This is a genomic window from Flagellimonas cixiensis (genome assembly GCF_042134615.1).
Taxonomy (GTDB): Bacteria; Bacteroidota; Bacteroidia; order Flavobacteriales; family Flavobacteriaceae; genus Flagellimonas; species Flagellimonas cixiensis.
Window position 1 is genome coordinate 634,349 of sequence record NZ_CP169639.1, and the last position, 21,411, is coordinate 655,759.

20 protein-coding genes are annotated in these 21,411 nt (G+C 40.4%); 6 read left to right on the forward strand and 14 right to left on the reverse strand.

Going from position 1 to position 21,411, the window contains the following annotated elements; genetic code table 11:
* Positions 1-23 precede the first annotated feature (23 nt).
* The 7 genes from ABT310_RS02780 to ABT310_RS02810 all read right to left on the reverse strand — a co-directional run bounded on the left by ABT310_RS02780 (position 24) and on the right by ABT310_RS02810 (position 9,289).
* Positions 24-2,000, reverse strand: coding sequence for a glycoside hydrolase family 127 protein (locus ABT310_RS02780; RefSeq protein WP_375325245.1), 1,977 nt, complete (start codon positions 1,998-2,000; stop codon positions 24-26).
* Positions 2,001-2,033: 33 nt separating this feature from the next.
* The gene (locus ABT310_RS02785; RefSeq protein WP_375325246.1) at positions 2,034-3,563 is read right to left on the reverse strand and encodes a glycoside hydrolase; all 1,530 of its coding nucleotides are present in this window, start codon (positions 3,561-3,563) and stop codon (positions 2,034-2,036) included.
* Between the two features lie 59 nt (positions 3,564-3,622).
* On the reverse strand, positions 3,623-4,606 hold the full coding sequence (locus tag ABT310_RS02790) for an arabinan endo-1,5-alpha-L-arabinosidase (protein WP_375325247.1): 984 nt from the start codon (positions 4,604-4,606) through the stop codon (positions 3,623-3,625).
* 5 nt (positions 4,607-4,611) lie between these two features.
* A complete protein-coding gene (locus tag ABT310_RS02795; protein ID WP_375325248.1) occupies positions 4,612-5,607 on the reverse strand; it encodes a glycoside hydrolase family 43 protein in 996 nt (331 codons plus the stop codon).
* Between the two features lie 4 nt (positions 5,608-5,611).
* Entirely contained in the window at positions 5,612-7,207 is a 1,596-nt protein-coding gene (locus tag ABT310_RS02800; protein ID WP_375325249.1) for an arabinan endo-1,5-alpha-L-arabinosidase, read from the reverse strand.
* Between the two features lie 46 nt (positions 7,208-7,253).
* Complete coding sequence (locus tag ABT310_RS02805; protein WP_375325250.1) at positions 7,254-8,798, reverse strand: alpha-N-arabinofuranosidase; 1,545 nt, start codon at positions 8,796-8,798, stop codon at positions 7,254-7,256.
* A 188-nt stretch (positions 8,799-8,986) separates the two neighbouring features.
* The gene (locus ABT310_RS02810; protein WP_375325251.1) at positions 8,987-9,289 is read right to left on the reverse strand and encodes a hypothetical protein; all 303 of its coding nucleotides are present in this window, start codon (positions 9,287-9,289) and stop codon (positions 8,987-8,989) included.
* Between the two features lie 172 nt (positions 9,290-9,461).
* On the opposite strand from ABT310_RS02810, the gene ABT310_RS02815 reads away from it, so the two are divergent.
* The 3 genes from ABT310_RS02815 to ABT310_RS02825 all read left to right on the forward strand — a co-directional run bounded on the left by ABT310_RS02815 (position 9,462) and on the right by ABT310_RS02825 (position 12,378).
* Positions 9,462-10,199 (forward strand): NUDIX domain-containing protein, encoded by a 738-nt coding sequence (locus tag ABT310_RS02815; RefSeq protein WP_375325252.1) that lies wholly within the window; start codon positions 9,462-9,464, stop codon positions 10,197-10,199.
* A 100-nt stretch (positions 10,200-10,299) separates the two neighbouring features.
* Positions 10,300-11,676 carry an exonuclease domain-containing protein gene (locus ABT310_RS02820; RefSeq protein WP_375325253.1) on the forward strand — a complete coding sequence of 459 codons (1,377 nt, stop codon included), beginning with the start codon at positions 10,300-10,302 and terminating at the stop codon, positions 11,674-11,676.
* 147 nt (positions 11,677-11,823) lie between these two features.
* Positions 11,824-12,378 carry a hypothetical protein gene (locus tag ABT310_RS02825; RefSeq protein WP_375325254.1) on the forward strand — a complete coding sequence of 185 codons (555 nt, stop codon included), beginning with the start codon at positions 11,824-11,826 and terminating at the stop codon, positions 12,376-12,378.
* A 47-nt stretch (positions 12,379-12,425) separates the two neighbouring features.
* Here ABT310_RS02825 and ABT310_RS02830 read toward each other — a convergent pair whose 3' ends face one another.
* The 3 genes from ABT310_RS02830 to ABT310_RS02840 are packed head-to-tail and all read right to left on the reverse strand — an operon-like array spanning position 12,426 to position 15,800.
* Positions 12,426-13,205, reverse strand: coding sequence for an aldose 1-epimerase (locus ABT310_RS02830; protein ID WP_375325255.1), 780 nt, complete (start codon positions 13,203-13,205; stop codon positions 12,426-12,428).
* Positions 13,205-14,503: a M20/M25/M40 family metallo-hydrolase gene (locus ABT310_RS02835; protein ID WP_375325256.1), complete on the reverse strand. Its 1,299-nt coding sequence runs from the start codon at positions 14,501-14,503 to the stop codon at positions 13,205-13,207. The genes ABT310_RS02830 and ABT310_RS02835 overlap by 1 nt, the downstream gene beginning before the upstream one ends.
* Positions 14,504-14,558: 55 nt before the next feature.
* Complete coding sequence (locus tag ABT310_RS02840; protein ID WP_375325257.1) at positions 14,559-15,800, reverse strand: ABC transporter permease; 1,242 nt, start codon at positions 15,798-15,800, stop codon at positions 14,559-14,561.
* 3 nt (positions 15,801-15,803) lie between these two features.
* Between ABT310_RS02840 and ABT310_RS02845 the strand changes: the two genes are divergently transcribed.
* Positions 15,804-17,024: an exo-beta-N-acetylmuramidase NamZ domain-containing protein gene (locus ABT310_RS02845; protein ID WP_375325258.1), complete on the forward strand. Its 1,221-nt coding sequence runs from the start codon at positions 15,804-15,806 to the stop codon at positions 17,022-17,024.
* Positions 17,025-17,170: 146 nt separating this feature from the next.
* Here ABT310_RS02845 and ABT310_RS02850 read toward each other — a convergent pair whose 3' ends face one another.
* Positions 17,171-18,001 carry a sterol desaturase family protein gene (locus tag ABT310_RS02850; RefSeq protein WP_375325259.1) on the reverse strand — a complete coding sequence of 277 codons (831 nt, stop codon included), beginning with the start codon at positions 17,999-18,001 and terminating at the stop codon, positions 17,171-17,173.
* 22 nt (positions 18,002-18,023) lie between these two features.
* Positions 18,024-18,518 carry a YkgJ family cysteine cluster protein gene (locus ABT310_RS02855; RefSeq protein ID WP_375325260.1) on the reverse strand — a complete coding sequence of 165 codons (495 nt, stop codon included), beginning with the start codon at positions 18,516-18,518 and terminating at the stop codon, positions 18,024-18,026.
* 186 nt (positions 18,519-18,704) lie between these two features.
* Here ABT310_RS02855 and ABT310_RS02860 point away from each other — a divergent pair, with 186 nt between their 5' ends.
* Together ABT310_RS02860 and ABT310_RS02865 are read left to right on the forward strand one after the other, a co-directional pair.
* Entirely contained in the window at positions 18,705-19,418 is a 714-nt protein-coding gene (locus ABT310_RS02860) for a class I SAM-dependent methyltransferase (RefSeq protein ID WP_375325261.1), read from the forward strand.
* A gap of 37 nt (positions 19,419-19,455) precedes the next feature.
* Entirely contained in the window at positions 19,456-20,259 is an 804-nt protein-coding gene (locus ABT310_RS02865; RefSeq protein ID WP_375325262.1) for a hypothetical protein, read from the forward strand.
* A gap of 9 nt (positions 20,260-20,268) precedes the next feature.
* Here the strand turns inward: ABT310_RS02865 and ABT310_RS02870 are convergent, their stop codons facing one another.
* Positions 20,269-20,901, reverse strand: coding sequence for a 7-carboxy-7-deazaguanine synthase QueE (locus ABT310_RS02870; protein WP_375325263.1), 633 nt, complete (start codon positions 20,899-20,901; stop codon positions 20,269-20,271).
* Between the two features lie 34 nt (positions 20,902-20,935).
* A complete protein-coding gene (locus ABT310_RS02875; RefSeq protein WP_375325264.1) occupies positions 20,936-21,388 on the reverse strand; it encodes a Rid family detoxifying hydrolase in 453 nt (150 codons plus the stop codon).
* Between the last annotated feature and the right edge of the window lie 23 nt (positions 21,389-21,411).

The following is a 21,411-nucleotide window of genomic DNA, read 5'->3' on the forward strand; positions in this document are numbered from 1 at the left end:
ATGTATTTCTACTAGAAAAAGGTCTAGTCTATATTTTCTGTTGGCAACCACACTTTCATTTTTCCAACGCCTCGGTTGGACCATGCATAGTATGGGATTGCGGTTAAATTTTTGTTGAAAATGGTATTCACACCACCTAATAATTCAGGTTGCATTTCTACCTTAAAGGCATCATTGGTTGAAACATGGATGTCATCAAAGCTTCCTTTATTATCAATTTCCTCAACGGCGTAAACAATCGGCCCATATTCCAAGGATATTTTTCCTTTATCTTCTTCCACTAATGGATTTGCTACCACTTTTCTAACAGACATTGGGAATTCCAACGCGATTTCATCCCCTTCTTTCCAATTTCTGGTAATGGTGTAATAGCCATTTTCAGCCCTAATGTCCATTTTTTCACCGTTGACCACAATTGTATTTTGATCTTCTGATTGGGTTGCGTAGTGATATAGGTCTCCCGGCAATACTTCATTTCTGGCCCAACCTGGCGCTCTAAGTTTGATGGTAAATTCGCCCTCTTTTTCTGGACTAACCGCCAACTTCACTTTGCCATTCCATGGGTATGAGGTGCTTTGTGACACCAAAACATCTTGATCTTTAAGTTCCACCCTTGCTTCATTGGAAGCATAGAGATTCACATACAAGTCATTCCCTGCTTTGGAATAGATTAAGCCTGGCATAGCTGGAATAAATCGAATTACGTTGGTTGGACAGCATGAGCAATCGAACCATGATTGACGGGTACATTCGCCCCTATTAAATTTGTACACTCCGTCAGATTCCAATGCATTCGGATAAAAGAATTCTTGGCCACTCAAGGACAGGCCTGAAATCAATCCATTATATAGGGTTCTTTCAATGACATCAAAATATTTTACGTCTCCAGTTAGATTGTGTAATCTATGGTTCCAATACACATCTCCAATTGAGGCACATGTTTCGTTATAAGCCGTAAGGTTTGGGAGTTCGTAGTTGTCTCCAAACTGCTCTCCATCATGTTTGGCACCGATTCCTCCTGTTATGTACATTTTTTTGTTCACCATATTGTCCCAAAGTGCATTCACAGCCTTTAAGTAGGCTGTATCCTTTTGCATTGCAGCAATGTCCGTCATGGCAGCATACATGTACACGGCCCTAACCGAGTGACCTACCACCTCTTTTTGTTCCACAACGGGAATATGATCTTGTGAATAAGGACCAAACAATTCATGGTTATCTGGATTTCCACGATTGTCCAAGAAATATTTCGCCAATTTGATGTAATCTTCCTTGTCTGTTATTTGATATAACTTGATTAATCCTGTTTCTATAATCTGGTGCCCAGGAACGGCATCGATTCTACCCTCACCATCTCCAAAGGTTTTTACCATTAAATCTGCATTTTTAATGGCGATATCAAGAAAATTTCTTTTACCTGTGGCTTTATAATGCACTGCAGCTGCCTCGTACAAGTGACCTGCATTGTACAGCTCATGACTCATAAACAGACCGTCCCATCTTACAGGTTCTTTTACTTCAACCCATGGAGCAGGGGGTTTGGCTGGGTTAATAGTTCTCCAAGTGGTCAAATAACCATCTTCTTCTTGCCCTACCTTGATGATGGACACCAAAGAATCGACCAACTTTTCTAATTCAGGGTTAGGTGCACTGATCAAGGAGTTAGAGGCTCCTTCAATGATTTTATACACATCTGTATCATCAAAAGGCATAGCGCCTTTCACTTCTCCATCCAGTTGTCCACCAGCAATTAAAAAATTATCCAACCTACCTTCTTCCTCACATTTGGCAATGGCATATTCGATAGTTTTTTCTTGAACTCTTTTAATGATTGGCAACCAAAATTCATCGGTTACTTTTACATTTTGAATGTCTACTGGTTCTAATTTATAACCCGATTTAGGTTCTTCATTCACTGCTACCTCAGGCTTGGTTTCATTCTTACAACTAAAGAACAATCCAAGAGAGATAAAAAACAGAATGTATTTTAATGAACTCACTTTATTCGATTTATATATTTTTTTCAAACTGATTTAACTTTTTTTATGCAACACCAAGGTGGATATTGATTTATTGAGCAACTTTAATTGTTTTGGAATACTGCCATCAAATACCTTTTTCAAGTTTATTTCTTCGTCCTCGGTGGTTTGATAGTGCTCGTAAGTATTGTAATTGGCGATTTGTTCCCCATTGAAATCCAGTTCCAATTCTTCCTCGCCATAATTGACCAAAACCAGCACCAATTCATCGTTTTTTGGATTTTTAAACGCTGAAGCCATCAATTTTTGGGCGGATTCGACAGGGGTCAGGCCTGTATTTAGCTGAATCCTTTGCATCCCCGGTTTAATGAAATAGCTGTAATGCCCCATGGCCCAGAGGGTTTTGGCAGGATAAAACTTCCCATTCGTATGTTCCTCGTTGGGTTCCAATGCGATGAAATAATATCTAGTATCGAAATCTGGACTGCCAGGCTCCAAAGAATTCCAAAATTGCCAGGCACTTGCATTTGCCTCCGTCAAATCAAAATGAATGACCTTGGATAGAAAAAGAGCGCAATCCATAGCACTTATTTTACCTTCTTTACCCTCTCTAAAACCATCGGCCAACATGGAATACTCCGATTGCCAAAAATCGATGTTAAACTTTGCTATCTCCTTCTTCACATTCTGTCGGATGTTGATGAATGAAGTGTCAGGCGTATCGGTAAAATAACTGTGACCTGCTATCAAGGGTTTTACATGCTCCAAATCCCCAACATAGTTAGGGCTATCGGGAGAAAACAAAGCTTCTGCCTGTTTTCTCGATGTTGTATTTCCTTCATACAGAAATGTCAGCATAGCTGATTCTGACACTAAAATTTCGGTATCCAGGTTTTTATGGGTAAGTGAGCTATCCAACAATCGGATCAATTTTGCAATATCTTGGTTGCTCCAAGGAGAGCCCTCTTGCTTTGCTTTACCCACTTCGCCAAACCAATCCCATTGCGGTTCGTTTACAGGGCTGATGTAATCGAAAACTAAACCTTCCTCTTGAAAATGCTTGATGACACTCGACAAAAAATCTACAAAATCATCAAATTTATCTTCCTTTAAATTGGTTTGATAGTCTTTTTCGGTTTTGAAACCATAGCCGTTCTTGGTGAATTGCACAGGCGGTGAATTGGAAAATGCGATGAGTTTTTCCACCCCATATTCCTTTGCTTTTTTGGTCAGCCAGAGGTACCCTTCCTGTTTGGTCCAATCGTAACTTCCGTTCGGATTTTGAAAAGATTCTACTCGCTTTCTAAAATCACTGATGCCACTTTCTTCCCCTTGCTCATGGGTACCCGCTCCAAGGTTAAAGCGCCAAGCCGACAAACCAATTCCTTCTGGGTCCCCAGAGGCATCTTTTTCCTTGCTGAATAATAACTTGGCTATTTCTTCTTTCTTTTCTGTGGGCCAATATTTTCCTACTCCTTCACCAAACCAACAAGCTGCTGCGCCAAAATTATCCATGGTTTGATAAACAACCTCGGTATCAATATCCAAAACATACCTTTCCTGCGCAGACAGTTGTGTCACCATGAAAATCAAGGCCAGGATTATCGAATATGTTATTTTGGAAGCTTTCATCAAACTTTATATCATTTCATAGGTTCTACGACCGGCCAACCGTCTTCCCAGCTAACTTCTTTTACAATGAGTTTAGGCAGGCCATCATCACTGGCATCATAGCCGTGCATAAAATTGTAGTCTTTCCCATCAAAAGTGAACACACTATTGTGGCCAACGCCATACCAATTTTTATTGCCTTCAATCACCATTGAACCTCCTCCTTCATCAAGTCGTATTCCTTCCTTATCAAAATATGGTCCAGTGACAGATTTTGAACGTCCCACCATTAATTTATAAGTGCTTTCTTCACCTCTACAGCAAAAATCCCAAGACAAAAACTGATAATAATATTCCCCTTTTTTAAATATAAAAGGGCCTTCCAATGCGGCATTTCCGGGGTTATCATCGGACAAACCTACATCTCTATCTCGTCTAGCTATGGTATGCCATTCTTCAGGCTCCGCCACCTCTTTTAGGTTTGGATTCATTTTTACCATTTTAAGACCACCCCAAAATGAACCAAACGACATCCAAGGGGTTCCTTCTTCATCAAAAATTAAATTGGGGTCTATGGCATTCCACAAATCCCGGTTGGGTACAGATTGGATAACGATGCCTTGGTCTTCCCATTTGTAATTGTCATCATCTGGGTTTAAGGTTTGATTGGTAACCAATCCAATGGCCGATGTGTTTTTTCCAAAAGCGGAAATGGAATAGTACAAAAAATAGGTCCCATTATGGAACGAAATATCCGGAGCCCATATGTGCCCATTGAATCCAGGAGCAACTTCAGTGGCCCAATCTGGACTTTCCGCAAAAACAGGATCTTGCTGTGTCCAATTTTTAAGATCTTTAGATATAAAACTGGTGATGCCCGGTCCTGTACAGAATAAATAATAAGTATCTCCTTGTTTCGCTACTACGGGGTCATGGGTTATAGGTCTTTTTTGGGCGCAAGAACCAAAAGACACCAATAGAGCCATTAAAACCAATAAACTTGAACTCTTTCCCATTGTTTTTATTTTTGAATACCCTCTGAGGTCATAATCACACGTTGTAATGTTCCGTCCTCATTGTAATGTAATCGGTCGATACATACCGACCTTCTAAAACTTCCACCATTGGGTTGGATCCCCCCAGTATGGTATATAAAGTAATCTTGTCCTTTGTATTCTATTATAGCTTGATGGTTGGTGTTGGTATTACCCGCCAATTCGTTTAAAATTCCTTTGTATTCCCACGGTCCTTCTATGGACTTGCTCATAGCATAGGCTGTTTTTTCTGGAAACAGATAGGCATATGACAAGTAATACCAATCTCCTTTTTTATGTATCCAAGGTGCTTCGGTAAAATTGGGCAAGTCGATGGTTTTGATCTCACCGTCCAATTCCACCATATTTTCTTTAAGCTTTGCATAATAGCACACCGTGTTTCCCCAAAAAAGGTAGGCCTGTCCATCATCATCAATAATGACTGACGGATCAATATCGTCCCAAGAAATATCAGTTGCCTTGGTCATGTCGTTAGTGATCAATGCTTTTCCCAAAGCATCTTTAAAGGGTCCAGTTGGACTATCTGCCACCGCTACGCCAATAGATTTTCCAGGCACTGTACCATGCTCTACGGTCACGTACCAGTAAAATTTTCCGTTTCTTTCGATAACCTGAGCAGCCCAAGCATCGGCTTTGGCCCATTCAAAATCGGATACTTTTAAGGGTACAGGATGCGATGTCCAATCCACCATATTTGTGGATGAAAAAACCAACCATTCATTCATTCTGTAAAAGTTGAAATCGTTAGGCGCTTCATCATGACCAGCATAGAGATAAACAGTATCGTTGTGGACAATGGCGGCGGGATCCGCTGTAAAAACATCTTTGATGATGGGATTATTGATAGACAATTCCTTTGTTGCAGTCAGTGCTTGCCCTTCTTCAACATGCAGGGTTGTTTCCTTTTCTTGCTTGCAAGAAAAAAGCAAAATTCCCAGTACGATTAAAGCGTTTCTTTTCATTCTTTTAGTTCTTTTTGGCCCAAACGGGTCTTCCCGAGTCGGTTAAACCGGAATAGGTCAAGGTAACTTTTCTAGTTGATGCTTCCCAATCCCATGCGTCCATCAATTTGCATTCAATACCATTCACAATTATTGTTTTGGAAGCGCTATCCAAAGACCACGAGCCGCTCAACGCACCTCCTAAAGTACCATCAGCATTAAATGTAATGTTTTGTGCGGTTTGTTGAACTTGATATTGGTATTCCATGGTAATCTGCTGCCAAGAACCTACAATGTCAGCCTCGGTTATTTCTGTTTCTGGTACTCCAGCATATCTTTCAGGTGCCACAACGGGCCAACCATCGGAGGTCCATTCCAATTCACGAACATGACCCATCATCACTGCGTTTGATACATTGATTCCCGGCACACCTTCTGGTAATCTTGCCTGAGATGCATAATACCATTTTCCCGTTAGATCATCCTTAAAAATAGCGCAATGGGCAAAGCCTACCCACCCTGTATGATTATTAAATGCATAAGGATGTGTTAGCATGGGCCAGCATTCGGCGCCATTAGAAACATTGGCACCATCTATCCCAAAGTATGGACCTAAAATGGAAGTAGAACGAGCCACTCTAGTGTTATATGCCTTGGAAAGCTCATCATATGCCAAAAAGAGGTAATAGTACCCCGTATCTTCGTTGTAAATAATTTCGGCTCCTTCCAATCCTTGCCAGCGATTCACCGTAAGCAAACCCCGTCCTGCTATACGAATTCCATAATCTTGTTCGGTTTCCAATTGATAAGGTTTTCCCGTCGCAGGATCCAATTGAACAGCCGCAATTCCTGTCATCCAGGATCCATAGATCAACCAATGTTCTCCTTCAGGGGTTTCAATAAAACTTGGGTCTATGGCATTGAACTTATAATACGAACTCCAATCTCCGCAATCGTCTCTAAAATAATCTTCCATTCCATCTGGAATTGTAGTGACCACCATACCTTTATCCTCCCAAGAATTTGAGGCTAAATCTGTAGATTCCATTAAACCGATATAAGCACGTTCTCCCCATGAAGCACAGTTATCATTACCTACAATTAGATCATGCACCACAATGCTATAATACATACGGTATACATTGCCCACCTTACGCGCCCCGGGCGCCCAAAAGCCATAAGATGGATTGGAAATTTCAGGCAATCCCATTTTTACCCTATTGGTATTTAGGGAGTCTTTAACCCACGCCGGTATATTTTGCATGGTGGCCCCCAAATATTCCCAATTGACCAAATCCTTAGACCTTCTTCCATGAAAGTGCCCATGTCCCTCATGCGCATTACCGTAAGAAGCATCGGTTTGATACATATAATAATATTCCCCTTGTTTTACCACGGTAGGATCATGTACATTGGCCAAATTCCACGAATCCCTATCGGACCACGCCGCCAAAGGTGTGTAATCATCGGCATATGTTGGGCCGTCAAAAGTTCCTTCTTGCTCTTCGGGTTGCGTTGGAGTAGGGTCAATTACTTCTGGTTCCTGTTCTGGTGCACCTGGGTCGTCTTTGGAACAACCTTGCATTACCAATAGCACAACAAAAGTTGTTGCAAAAAGCAATGCTCTAAAGTTTTTAATATATAAGCTCCCTGCGATCACCATATTTCTATTCAGCTTTTAACACTAAAACAGAAAAAGGCGGGAGTTCAATTTCGGCCACTCCTTTTTTAATCTTTATGGATTTTAGTTCTTTCGGTTGGATCGTTTCTGGCGACTCAAATGTATTGTGGTCCTGTAAATCTTTTGATGACAGAATGGTTCCTGTTAACTTTTTTGCCCCGAATTGATCTAAGGAAAGATTTACGGTATGACTTTTATGCGCATCTATATTCACCAACGACACATGAACGTTCCCTTCCTTATTTTTTGAAGCTGAAGCCGAAATGGCGGGTAAGCTTTCATTTTCAAACTCATAGGTTGGCCCTTCAAAAGATACAGGCAACAAGGTGGCATCTTGATGCACATTGTACATTTTCATAACGTGGTACGTTGGAGTCAAAAGCATTTTTTCGCCTTCTGTCAACACCACTGCCTGAAGCACGTTTACGGTCTGGGCCAAGTTGGCCATTTTTACGCGATCTGCATGATTATTGAAAATATTTAAAGTAGTACCTGCAATCATTGCATCGCGCATGGTATTTTGCTGATACAAAAACCCTGGGTTGGTACCCTCCATCACTTCATACCATCCACCCCATTCATCAACGACCAAAGCAATTTTATTCTCTGGATCATATTTATCCATGATGGCAGTGTGATTCACAATCAAAGTATCCATCTTTAAAGCGGTTTTCATGGTAGAGAAATATTGCTCTTCGCTATAATCGATAGATGAACCTTTATCATTCCATTCAACGAAAGAATAGGAATGTAAAGCCACCCCTTCAATCAATCCTTTTGGTATATCCCGCATCAACACTTCTGTCCAGTGGTAATCGTCCACATTAGCTCCAGAAGCAATTCTAAAAAGCCCATCACTATTGGTCCAATCAGTCATGAATGTAGCATACTGACGGTATATATTGGCGTAATGTTCTGCAGTCATGTTTCCTCCGCAACCCCACATTTCGTTTCCAACACCCCAATATTTTACATCCCAGGGTTTTTCGCGACCATTCTCTTTACGCCACTCGGCCATTGGGCTTCCTCCATTGTGCAACACATATTCCACGTACTCGGTGAATTCCTTTACGGTACTACTACCAACATTTGCGGCCAAATAGGGCTCTGCACCCAAAGTTTCACAAAGGTTTAAAAAATCGTGGGTTCCAAAGCTATTGTCTTCAGTTACTCCTCCCCACCAGCGGTTCACCATGGTCGGTCTGTCTTCTCTTGGTCCAACCCCATCTTTCCAGTGATACGTATCTGCAAAACAACCCCCTGGCCAGCGAAGGTTTGGGATTTTAAGGTCAATTAGCGCATCTATAATATCGGAACGCACTCCATCATGGTTAGGAATTTCACTTTCCTGTCCTACATAAAGCCCGTCGTAAATACACCTCCCTAAATGTTCAGAAAAATGACCATAAATATGTTTACTGATGATTACCTCATCTTCCGGCTGTGAAATATTGACCAAGGTTTGTGCTCCCACAAGCATTGGAAAGACTAAAAGTAACCCAGCAATTAGTGTTGTTTTAATTTGTTTCATAGTTTTCAATTATTTCAATCAAATTTTGAACATTATATTTTTAAAAAATCTATCTCATCAAAAACATCTTCATATGGGCCGATAAATGTTCCGCGCCGTGGAATGGCGCGGAACTCTTAATTAACTAAACTAACCCACATGAGTTATCTTCTGCATTTCCATCCTGGAACTGATTCGCACCAGGATCCTTATCCACTTCCGATTGCGGAACTGGACCTATAAATAATTTCTTGTAATGTAAACCCTATAAATGAATAATTAGAATCAACCTCTTGAAAAGCTTTAAGCGCATGGCCACCATTAAAATCGGCGTTTGAGGCACCCTTAATGTTATTCTTGATTCCTGTAAATGATGCAGGTATGACAACATCGGATACAGCTAAATCTTGTACTTGCTCCTGCAAACCCAAAGAGAGGAAGAATATGGGATGGAGCAGAGGTTTACTTGAAAGATCCAACCTATTATTCAATAGTTGTTTGTTTGTAAGCATGTTGTTTAGTTCACTTATTAAGTGTGCATTTTACACATTCAAAATACGGAAAGAAAAATTAGAAATGCAAACAATCCGTTAAAATAATGTAATTTTAACACTTATGATCTTATTTAAACTTTATCCTTAAGATATTTGTTTAAATATTTTAGATTTAGGACTTTTATCTTTTATGAAAGCAGTTGAAGAATTAGAGGTTAAAGAAAACTTGGGCATGCAACTCAATTATTACCAAAAGGAAGACCAGGTTTTACTGGCGGTAGACTGTATTATTTTTGGCTTTGAAAAAGAGCGACTGAAAATATTGTTGATCAAAAGGAATTTTGAACCTGAAAAAGGTAAATGGTCACTTATTGGGGGATTTCTCAAAAAAAACGAAGACTTAGATCAAGCTGCTGATAGGGTATTGGAAACCCTTACTGGCCTAAACGATGTTTATTTAGAACAACTGCACACGTATAGTAAAATTGACCGTGACCCGGGACAACGAACCATTTCGGTGGCCTATTATGCACTTATTGATGTGGACAGTCACCGCTTTGATGGCATCCAAATTGACGATGCAAAATGGTTCGATGTTAAGGAAGCTCCCCATTTAATATTTGACCACAATGAAATGGTGCACAAGGCAAAAGCCCGACTAAGAAGGCGCGCCTTGACCAAACCTATTGGGTTTGAATTGTTGCCGGAGAAATTTACCATGCGTCAATTACAAAACCTGTATGAATCCATTTTGGATAAAAAGCTGGACAAGAGAAACTTCATCAACAAGATAAATTCCTTGGACATTTTGGTAAAACTTGATGAAAAGGACATGTCGGTTTCCAGAAAAGGAGCCTACCTATATATTTTCGACAAGGAGAAATACGAAAAGAAAGTTGAAGAAGACGGTTTCAGTTTTAAGATCTAATTTAAACCTTACCAACCCCACTTTAAATTAACCAACAAAAGCGGCTTAATTTGGAGGCTGTATGGTTAATCTATAATTTCAAACAAAATTACAGCTGGGGTTGTACACCATTATCGACATAGAAACCACGGGGAACGGAATCAAGGGCAACAAGATTACCGAGATTTCCATTTTTAAGTATGATGGCAATTCCATTGTGGATGAATTCACCAGTTTGGTGAATCCCTTGGCGCCCATCCCATATTTTATTACCGGCTTAACGGGTATTGACGACCAAATGGTGCAAAACGCACCTACTTTTCACGAAATTTCCAAAACCATTTTAGAGCTTACCGAGAATTGCATATTTGTGGCACACTCGGTCAATTTCGACTACGGGGTAATCAAAGAGGAGTTCCGCCAAATCGGTGTTGACTTTACTCGAAAAAAATTATGTACCGTTCGGTTGTCCAGAACCTTAATTCCGGGCTTGCGATCTTACAGTTTGGGAAAATTGTGTTCGGCCGTGGACATTCCTTTGCAAGATCGTCACCGTGCCCGTGGCGATGCCCATGCAACCGTACTTCTTTTTGAAAAGTTATTGAGCGCGCCAGATGCTGACACCGTTTTCAAAAAATTCTTGAATGCCCGAAGTCAAGAAGCCACCCTTCCACCTCACCTGCCCAAATCGGTTTTTGATGCCATACCACCTAAACCTGGTATTTATTATTTCAAAAATCAAAAAGGGGAGATTATTTATGTAGGTAAAGCCATTAACCTAAAAAAAAGGGTGTTGGGTCATTTTTATGACAAGAGTAAAAAGGAAATCCAAATGTGCTCCGAAACAACGCATATCGATTTTAAGCTTTCAGGAAGTGAATTAGTGGCTCTACTCATTGAATCAGCAGAAATCAAACGTCTGTTTCCACCCTACAATCGAGCTCAAAAACGAACTGTTCGCCAATATGCCATTTTTGCATATGAGGATAGAAACGGAATTCTACATTTAGCATTCAATACCCTTAAAGGTATACCCAGGCCACTAAAAATATTTTACAACCAAACCGATTGCAGGGCCTATTTGGAAGAACTGTGCAAGCAGTTTTCCCTCTGCCCCAAATATTGTCATTTACAGCAGACGAACGCTCCTTGCTCGCACCATTCCATCACCACTTGTGAGGGCATTTGTCGGGGCGAGGAATCGGTAGACGATTACAACGAAAAGGTTCACCAAGCTGTTGAACATATGAAACTATTGGCTTCGGATGTGAAAGTGATCAAAGAAAAAGGCAGGGATTCGACGGAAAGTGCCGTTGTCTTAATTGCCGATGGCAGGTACAAAGGCTATGGTTTTATTGATCAAGATGTAGATATTTCAACTTTGGAAGACTTGGAGGCTTTTATCACACCCCAAAAAAACACCATTGAAACCGATGGGATTTTGGCTGCTTACCTTTTGAAGCATTCCGAAAGTACGGTATTGAGTTCTATAAAATAGAAATCTAATAGCGCTGATTCTGGATTGTAAGAATTGGCGGCTTTATCGTAATACAAGTTTATTAAGTAGGGGAACATATCATCGAATTTATTCCTGATTTGATTTGAAGCTATGTATTTTACAACTTTATAAATAATCTGACTACTTATGAAAAAACAATTATCTATTATAATAGCAATTGTTACATTAAATATTTCATGTAAACAATCAGTATCAACTAACCATGAAAAACAACATAAAATATCAAAAATTGATACACAGAAAGAATCTGAATCGCTCAACAAGTTAAAGAATGAACAATTTATTCAAAATGATAGTTTGGCTTATGCCTTTGAAGCAGAATTAGAAGAGTTAGCTCTAACTAATAAAAAATTTAGTTTAAAACTTAATCCCTATCAGAATCATCATGATGAAAATGTGATTGACACTATTAAAACTTATACATATGATAAAACTGAATTGGAATTTTACAAAGCATCCAACTGGGAACATATCATTGGTGGAGTTATCAAGAATTCAGAAATATCCCTTGGAGATTCTATCAAAGTTGGAATCACAAAAACCACTCTTGGAAAGAGTCTAAATGTTGGAATAAATTCTGATATAGTTCAACTTGGCAATCTTGAACAAACTTCATTGTTCATTTTTGAATTTAATGATGAAGTATTAAAAACAATTAAATTCGAGGGCTATTTTGATTAACCAATCCTTGATCAATAATTCGAAAAAATGAATTATCCAAGTTCTAATTATAAAACCAGTGGCGTCAAAACCACTTTAAAAACCGACTCCTCGCCCACTTCTTTAAAACCTTGGTTTAAATGTTCCTGCTCTACGGCGTAGGGATAGAAAGAAATAGGCTCGATACACACCATATTTCGTACCTCGGTCCAACACATAAAATTTCCAAAACCTTCAGTGATAATGGTAACTTCCTTTTCATCCTTTAACGTAATGGAGGTACAATCCGGCACGTGCAAGGCACGACTACCGACCGCCAATACCTCATCTAAGGTAATTTCTTTGTTGTTTGCCGTAATCGTTGGTGACGCGGTGTGCAACTTAAATGCTGGATGATAACCCAACATAAAGGGCATATCCTTTTCACCCGTGATTTTAAAAGTCACTTCAAGACCGGTTTCAGTCAGATGAAATGATTTTTCAAATTGAAAATCATACGGCCAAGACATCAAGGGCTCTGTGGACTTTGCTGGGTACTTGGAGTTCGTGATTTCGGTTCCTGCTTTGTAGTTTTTTTGAAAAACCGCACGGGTTTCACTTTGTGAAATCAAATCGTAGTCAAATTGACGCAATAAGCCATGTTGATCTTGAATTGCCTCACCTTTTGGGGTACTCACTCTAAAATTGGCTTGGTCCACCGGGCCAATGATAGGAAACATCTCCGTATCGGAACTTCCCCAACCCGGACTTCCTTTTTGGTGGATAAATTCATGCCCGTTCACAACATATCCCACCAATTCGCCTTTATCAATGCAAACAGTGGCGTTTTTATTTTTTAATTCTACCATTATTTGGAGTTGATTAAACGATAAATCAAAATCGCCGTACGCTTGGTCAGGGCTTCAATCGTATTTAAGTTTACAGTTTCTTGAGGGGTATGTGCTCCTGACCCCATGGTTCCCAAACCGTCCAATCCATCAACGTATTCAGCAACAAAAGACACATCGGCAGCCCCTCTTCTTCCTGGGTCGTAGGCCAATACTTCGCCCTGTCCCAAATCTAAACTCACCTGGTTCAAAGTGGATAAAAGCGCCAAATTCCCCTCTGTGGGCTGCATGGCTGGGTAACTATCGGTAAAGCTTACGGTTGCCGAAGTTTGAGGCAAACTGTTAGCAACAATTTCTCTCATTTTTTCTCTTGCACGTTCTTTTTGCTCTTCAGAAATAAATCGAAGCCCACCTATAACTACCGCTTTTTGGGCCACCACATTGGTTTTTCCAAAGGCGTCCCCCTTGCTGGTCATCTCATCATAATTCACAAAAGTACCGCCCAACAGCACCCCTGGATTAAAGGTCAATAAATCTTCTCCCTTAACATCGGTATAAAATTGGTGCAGGATTCTGGACATTTCGAAAATGGCCCCTGCCCCTGTATTTTCACTAAAAATTCCTGAAGAATGGGCGCGCTTTCCTTCGACCTCAACCGCCCATCCGGATGCACCTCTTCTTGCTACCGTGGCATAATTAAATCCTGTGGAAGTTTCAAAACCAAGCGCTATATCGCTTCGCTTGGCGGCATCAATTAAATCTTTTCTACTAATGGACAATGGTTTTCCCGTGCTTTCTTCATCTCCCGTATAGGCCACAATAATCTGTGCGTCTTTCAAAAGTCCATTTTCCTCAAGGGCCTTTAGGGCATAGAGCATAATCACATCACCACCCTTCATATCATTACCGCCTGGGGCATGCGCAATACTATCGTTGACCATCTCAAAAGTTTGGAACGGACTGTCTTCCTCAAAAACGGTATCTAAATGACCGATAAGCAATAATTTTTTTCCTTTGGTTCCCTTGGTTTCCGCGAACAAATGTCCTCCTCGGTTCATTTCAGCTGGCATTTCAATCCATTGGGTTTCAAATCCGATATTATCGAATTCATCTTTAAAGACCATACCCACTTCTTTTACCCCTTTGGCGTTTAATGTGCCACTATTGATGTTCACCACTTTTTCCAAAAATCCTATAGCTTCACTGCTATTTTTCTCAATGGTGGAAACAATCTTTTTTTCGGTTCTACTTAGTTTTTGGGCTGATACGGTTACGGCCAGCAATAGGGCAAACAGGGTTGAAATCTTCTGAAAAGTCATGTTGGTTATTTTGCTTCCCAAGTTATCAATTTATACAGTAAATACCTCGTGGATACTATTCAAATTGAATGGCCTTAACCGGTGTAATTTTTGTAATAATGTATGAGGGCACCAATAGCATGAGCAAACAGAGTAACATCACCCCAATATTCAATAAAATGATGGTCATTACATCCATGTGCACGGGAATGTACTCGATATAATATTCCTCGGGATTGGGAAATTTGAACATTCGGAACTTGTCTTGAAGAAAAATTACACCCAAGCCAATAAGATTGCCCCAAAACAATCCCTTCGCAATCAGATAGGCGGCATTATATAAAAACACTTTTCTGATGCTCCAATTGGCAGAACCGAGCGCTTTTAAGATTCCGATCATTTGGGTACGCTCTAAAATAAGTACGAGCAGAGCCGTAATCATGTTGATTCCACCCACAATGATCATAATCCCAATAATCAAAGCGATATTGAAATCAAAAAGACCTATCCACTCAAAAATGCGGAAGTATTTGTTTTTGATGTTTTGTGAATCCAAATTGGAGGAAGTGCTATTGTAGATTTCAATACCCTTCGCGTCCAGTTGGTCAAAATCGTCCAAAAAGACCTCAAAATTGCCAATTTCGTCTTCTTTCCATTTATTCATGCGTTGAATGTGGCGGATATCCACAAAAACATAGGTTTCGTCAAATTCTTCAAAACCACTATCATAAATTCCAACTATGGTAAAGCGTCGATTGTTGGGCACTTGGGAGGCATCGCCATCTTTTAGAAAAAAGGAGAAAAAGTCATCCCCTACCTTCAGTTGCAACCGATTGGCCATAATACTGGAAATCAACACCTCCTCATTTAATTTTCCAGAATAATCAGGCAATCGACCATCGACCAAATATTCTTCAAAAGTGCTCCAGTCGTAATCGGTCCCCACCCCTTTGGCAAGCATCCCCTCAAACGTATCTTCCGTACGGATAATTCCACCTTTAGTGGCCACGGCTTGCACATGGCGAATGCCTTCCACATTTTTAAACTCGGGATAAAAATCTTGATGGATTGAAATAGGTATTACCGAAACTTCGGAAGTATTGTTGTCGAAACTGGAAATTTGAATATGTCCGTTGAATGCAGAGACTTTTTCCCGCACCTTAATTTTAAGGCCCACTCCTGTAGCAATGGCAATAAGCATCATTACCACACCTATCGCAATCGCGGCAATGGCAATTTTTATTATCGGGGCGGAAATGCTAATTTTATGTTCCTTCCCTGTGATCAGGCGTTTGGCAATAAATAATTCTAAATTCAACGAATGCCCATTTTATCTGTTTTCAAAAGTACAGTTTTATTGTTGTTTTTGATATTTTCTTCCTGCAAAGGCCAAGAAAAGCAAGACACTACTGCAGAATTAATTTCGGAACCTGCTCCAGAAATTAAAGTCGCTGCCAACCGAACGGAAGCTTATCTCCCATTGTTGAAAGATAAAAAAGTGGGCATTGTGGCCAATCCGACCAGTGTGATTTTTAAAGAAGAGGGTTACACCCATTTGGTGGATTCACTTTTATCTTTGGATGTTTCAATTCAAAAAGTGTTCTCACCAGAACATGGATTTCGAGGAACAGCCGATGCAGGGGAACATGTTAAGGATGGTGTTGATTCCCAAACGGGATTGCCCATTATTTCGTTGTATGGAAAAAACAGAAAACCATCAGCCGAACAATTGGCCGACCTCGATGTGATGGTTTTTGATATTCAAGATGTAGGGGTTCGTTTTTACACATTTATCGCTAGTTTGCAATTGGTGATGGAGGCCTGCGCCGAGGCTAATCTTCCCATTATTGTTTTGGACCGACCCAACCCGAACGGGCATTATGTGGATGGACCAAGCATGATGAAGGAACATACCAGCTATTTGGGCATGAACCCCATTCCTTTGGTGTACGGGATGACGATTGGGGAATATGCGCAACTTTTGAACGGAGAAGGCTGGTTGGAAAATGGCAGCAAAGCTGATCTGAAGGTAATTGAGTTGGAAAACTACACCCACGAATCATTTTATCACTTACCCATTAGGCCTTCCCCAAATTTACCGAATGATGCTTCCATAACCCTCTACCCTAGTTTGGGACTTTTTGAGGGCACCAATGTGAATGCAGGCCGGGGAACGGAATTTCAGTTTCAAAGGTATGGGGCTTCTTTTTTGGATAGTACGCAATATGATTTCAACTATGTTCCAGAGCCTAATTTTGGTTCAAAATATCCCAAGGAAGAAGGTAAAACTTGTTTCGGAAAAGATTTATCGGAATCGGAACGAATGAACGAAGTAACGATGGAATGGATCATCGATGCCTACCAAAACGCTGTTGATAAATCGAAATTCTTTTTAACCAGTGGATTTACCAAACATGCGGGCACTCCTCTACTTCAACAACAAATTGAACAGGGCATGACCAACGAAGCGATCAAGGCCACTTGGCAAACGGATTTGGAAAACTTCAAAAAAATACGCGCGAAGTATTTGATCTATGAATAGTTAATTGTTTGACCCCAATTGCTCGAATTCACTCGAATGTTCAAGTTATCACATCGAGCGCCCGCCTGCGGCAGGCAGGCAGTCGAGATGTCCGAGAAAGTTAAGATTTCTCAATCGAAGCAAAGCTTCTCATTTCGAAATGACAGTTATCCCTCAGTGGTTGGTCTTCGGTATTTATGAAAAGGTTGTTTCAACAATCCTTTGATGCTGCTATTTTCCTTTTCATCGGGAAAGGTATCCACTCCGTACACAATATCCTTTACATCCAAGGACATGTAAGTACCAAAAATTCGGTCCCAAATAGAGAAAATATTGCCGTAGTTGGAATCTGTGTAAGGTAATTTATAATGATGATGCACTTTGTGCATATCGGGGCTCACAATAAACCAACTGATGACGTTGTCCACTTTTTTAGGCAAACGAATATTGGCATGATTGAATTGGGAAAACACCACCGAAAGACTTTGGTACAGCATAATGATGCCAATGGGTGCCCCCACGATCAAAACCCCTACTAACGTAAAAATGTAACGAATCAAACTTTCCAAAGGATGGTGTCGGTTCGCTGTGGTAGTATCCACATTATGATCGGAATGATGCACCAAATGTACCATCCAAAGGGGTTTTACTTTATGCTCTACCCAATGGGCCGCATAAGCTCCGATTAAATCGAGCAACATTACACCGAGCAGTACATACAGCCATAAGGGCATTTCGGGCAACCAATTAATGATCCCAAATTGATTTTCCACCGCCCAATCAGAGGATTTCAACAACAAAAAAGCCAATGGAAAATTGACAACAATCGTTGTCAGGGTAAAAAAGAAATTGGGAACAGAATGTCGCCATTTTTTATAAGGCACATTAAAAAGAGGTACTATACCTTCCAAAATCCAAAAAAAAGTGATGCCCCCAACCAGTATCAGGCTTCGGTGCCATGATGGGATGGTCTCGAAATAAGAAATTAGCTGTTCCATGCCTTCAAAATATGAAAAAACCTTAAATCTTGACGGATTTTTTCATCGCCTCCACAATATTGAAAGCAGCAGGACAAATGGCCACATTTTTTAAGGTAAGGTTACTGATCTGTTGGAATTTTTTTCGGTCGGTATGCGGAAACTCACGGCACGCCTTGGGTCGAACCTCATAAATTGAGCAGTAATTATCGGCTCCCAAAAAAGTGCAGGGTACACTTTGCAATACATAATCATTTTCTTCATCGACCTTCAAATAGGTGTCGATAAATTGGGAGGGTTTCATTCTAAAATGTTTGGCGATACGCTCCACATCGGCATTGGTAAAAAGAGGACCTGTAGTTTTACAGCAATTGGCACATTTCAAACAATCCGTACGCTCAAACTCCCCATGGTGCAAATCCTGCATCACATAATCCAGGTTTTTGGGCGGCTTCTTCTTCAATTTATTGAAGAACTTTTTGTTTTCCGCATGTTTCTCTTTCGCCTTATTGGGCAAATCCCTTAAAATATCCTCCATATCAGGACAAACTTATCCATTTTAAACGTCATGCTGAACTAGTCATCAGCATCTCACCAGTTAACTCACTTTAATGAGACCCTTAGACAAGCTCAGGGGACAGCATCAATTTGTGCAAAACAAACTTATCTATTTTAATCCTTTTAATACAATTAAAGTCCCACCTTTGCAAAAACAACGATGATCATGCCAGATGTTTTTGGGAAAGCCTTGCTGGATTTTCAAAAAGGCAACTACACGGAGGATATCACCACCTATTCATCTTTAGATGAAGAAGATGTGATTCCCGTTCCATATCTGTTTCGGAATTATAAAGAAATGCCCGCAATCGAGCAAAAAGCATTGCAATTGGCTCATGGAAAGGTGTTGGATATTGGATGTGGTTCAGGAAGTCATTCGCTGTACCTCCAAAAAAAAGGGTTGGATGTGACTGCCTTGGATAGTTCCGAAGGTGCTATTACAGTGACCAAGGAAAGAGGTGTGATGTCAACGGTTCAGCAGGACATCATGCAATATTCAAATGAGAAGTTTGACACCTTGCTTTTGTTAATGAACGGCATCGGTTTAGCGGGAAAACTTAAAAATTTAACCTCCTTTTTGACGCATTTGGCCTCATTATTGCAGCCTAAGGGTCAAATATTGTTAGATTCCAGTGATATTATTTACATGTTCGAGCAAGATGATGATGGAGGATACTGGATTCCAAACGATGGAAATTATTATGGCGAGGTAGAATTCACAATGTCCTATAAGGGCTTGCAAAGTGAACCTTTTAATTGGGTTTATGTGGATTACAACACCTTGCAAAATGCCTGCGAAGCCAATGGCTTAAATTGCGAATTGATAGTTGAAGGAGAACATTACGACTATTTGGCTAAACTAACACTGAAAAAACAATAGAATCCGATTTCGGACGTTGTGTTTTATATTGGCTCTTATGAAAAAGAAAATTGCACTAACCTTATTCACCTGTATTTTGGTGTTCCTGTCTTGTTCAAAAGATACAGAAGTTACTCCAAATGGTTCTAGCGCCACTATCGATAAATCGGGCAACCGATTATCCACTGGTGCATCCGCAAGAGATTTATTATCCAATACCGACTACGATAAATTGTTAATAGAAATTGATTATGTGACCGGGTTTGCACCCACCGCAGAAGCCATTGCCAATTTTGAGGAGTTTCTTTTGGCACGCACCCACAAACAAACAATCGAATTTAAATACGCTTCTGTTCCCTCTCCGAATGAGGAATCGTTGACCTTAGATGAAATTGTAGATTTGGAAACGGAGCACAGGGATGAGTTCAACGATGGATCTACATTGGCCATTCATTTATATTTTGCCGATGCCCCAGCTGAAAGTGACAATGATGAGGAAGGACTAGTTACTTTGGGAGCAGTTTACCGTAACACCTCCATGGTAATCTATGAATCTACAGTGCGGGATATGGGAAACAACAGCTCTGCGGTAACCGTATCGGATGTGGAAACAGCCACCTTGTTCCATGAATTTGGACATTTATTCGGTTTAGTGAATTTGAGCACAACTTCTGTGAATGACCACGAAGACCCTGATGCTGAAAATCATTGCAATGTGGATGGGTGTTTAATGCGTGCCGAATTACAGTTTGGAGCATCCTTGCTCAAACAAATGGAATCGCGTGCCTCCAAAGGTTTGGCTTCCATCCCGGATTTTGATGCAGAATGCCTTTTGGACCTTCAAAAATACGGTGGGCGTTAATCATTTAGATTAAGGGATATTCAAATATTTATGGGTCTGTAGTGACACTTTCCACTTAGGGTGTTGCATTACATAATCCACAATCATGGGAACCATTTTATCACGAACACTCCATTCGGGTTGCAAATATAAAATGCAGTTCTCTCCTACTTTGGCAGCTTGCTCTTCAGCAAAAATAAAATCGTGCTTATTATAAACAATGACTTTTAGTTCATCGGCTTTTTCATAAATCTCCCCCTCTGGAAGTTTATTCTTTTTGGGAGACAAACAAATCCAATCCCAAACTCCGGTCAACGGGTAAGCCCCAGAAGTCTCGATGTGGGTCTTCATATTTTTGGCTTTCAACCCTTCTGTTAAGGGCCCCATGTCCCAAGTCAAGGGTTCACCCCCTGTAATTACAATGGTATCGGAATATTGTTCAGCATTGGAAATAATGTTCTCGATAGCGGTAGGGGGATGTGTTTCTGCATTCCAGCTTTCTTTTACATCACACCAATGGCATCCCACATCGCAACCACCTACTCGAATAAAATAAGCAGCCGTTCCTTTGTGGTAACCTTCCCCTTGAATGGTATAAAATTCTTCCATCAAGGGCAGCATTACCCCTTTCTCAACCAATTCCCTCACGTTTTTTTCATCCATGGTGCAAAGATAGCTGTCTGGGTTGGTTTGATGGTTATTTCACTGCAATAACATCAATCTCAATTTTACCATTTGCCGCCACCCCAGATGCCGCATAAGTGGTTCGGGCCGGTTTTTTGGTAAAATATTTGGTGTACACTGAATTGAAAGCGGCAAAATCGTCAATATCACTTAAGATAACCGTACACTTCACCACATTGTCCAATGTCATACCATGATGTTTTAAAACATCCTCAATATTTTTAATGGTCTGTTCGGTCTCAGCTTTTATGCCGCCCTCAACCAAGGTTCTGGTTTTTTGGTTCATTCCCAGTTGTCCCGCCAAATAAAAAGTATTGCCAGCCTGCACAATATCGCTGTAGGGAGCATTCTGTTTTGCAGGCTCGTGCGATTTATGAAAAATGATGTCTGTACTTTCTTGCGCATTGGTCGTAGCCATAACCCCACTCATAAAAATGGACAATAGGGCATAGTGAAAAGGTTTCATATACTGGTTTTTAGTTTTGCTTA

Excerpts from the sequence above, each read along its gene's own strand:
- ABT310_RS02785 (WP_375325246.1), bottom strand. The coding sequence starts at position 3,563 with ATGGTGACACAACTGTCTGCGCAGGAAAGGTATGTTTTGGATATTGAT.
- ABT310_RS02790 (WP_375325247.1), bottom strand. The coding sequence starts at position 4,606 with ATGGGAAAGAGTTCAAGTTTATTGGTTTTAATGGCTCTATTGGTGTCT.
- ABT310_RS02795 (WP_375325248.1), bottom strand. The coding sequence starts at position 5,607 with ATGAAAAGAAACGCTTTAATCGTACTGGGAATTTTGCTTTTTTCTTGC.
- ABT310_RS02805 (WP_375325250.1), bottom strand. The coding sequence starts at position 8,798 with ATGAAACAAATTAAAACAACACTAATTGCTGGGTTACTTTTAGTCTTT.
- ABT310_RS02810 (WP_375325251.1), bottom strand. The coding sequence starts at position 9,289 with ATGCTTACAAACAAACAACTATTGAATAATAGGTTGGATCTTTCAAGT.
- ABT310_RS02815 (WP_375325252.1), top strand. The coding sequence starts at position 9,462 with ATGAAAGCAGTTGAAGAATTAGAGGTTAAAGAAAACTTGGGCATGCAA.
- ABT310_RS02825 (WP_375325254.1), top strand. The coding sequence starts at position 11,824 with ATGAAAAAACAATTATCTATTATAATAGCAATTGTTACATTAAATATT.
- ABT310_RS02830 (WP_375325255.1), bottom strand. The coding sequence starts at position 13,205 with ATGGTAGAATTAAAAAATAAAAACGCCACTGTTTGCATTGATAAAGGC.
- ABT310_RS02835 (WP_375325256.1), bottom strand. The coding sequence starts at position 14,503 with ATGACTTTTCAGAAGATTTCAACCCTGTTTGCCCTATTGCTGGCCGTA.
- ABT310_RS02845 (WP_375325258.1), top strand. The coding sequence starts at position 15,804 with ATGCCCATTTTATCTGTTTTCAAAAGTACAGTTTTATTGTTGTTTTTG.
- ABT310_RS02850 (WP_375325259.1), bottom strand. The coding sequence starts at position 18,001 with ATGGAACAGCTAATTTCTTATTTCGAGACCATCCCATCATGGCACCGA.
- ABT310_RS02855 (WP_375325260.1), bottom strand. The coding sequence starts at position 18,518 with ATGGAGGATATTTTAAGGGATTTGCCCAATAAGGCGAAAGAGAAACAT.
- ABT310_RS02860 (WP_375325261.1), top strand. The coding sequence starts at position 18,705 with ATGCCAGATGTTTTTGGGAAAGCCTTGCTGGATTTTCAAAAAGGCAAC.
- ABT310_RS02865 (WP_375325262.1), top strand. The coding sequence starts at position 19,456 with ATGAAAAAGAAAATTGCACTAACCTTATTCACCTGTATTTTGGTGTTC.
- ABT310_RS02870 (WP_375325263.1), bottom strand. The coding sequence starts at position 20,901 with ATGGATGAAAAAAACGTGAGGGAATTGGTTGAGAAAGGGGTAATGCTG.
- ABT310_RS02875 (WP_375325264.1), bottom strand. The coding sequence starts at position 21,388 with ATGAAACCTTTTCACTATGCCCTATTGTCCATTTTTATGAGTGGGGTT.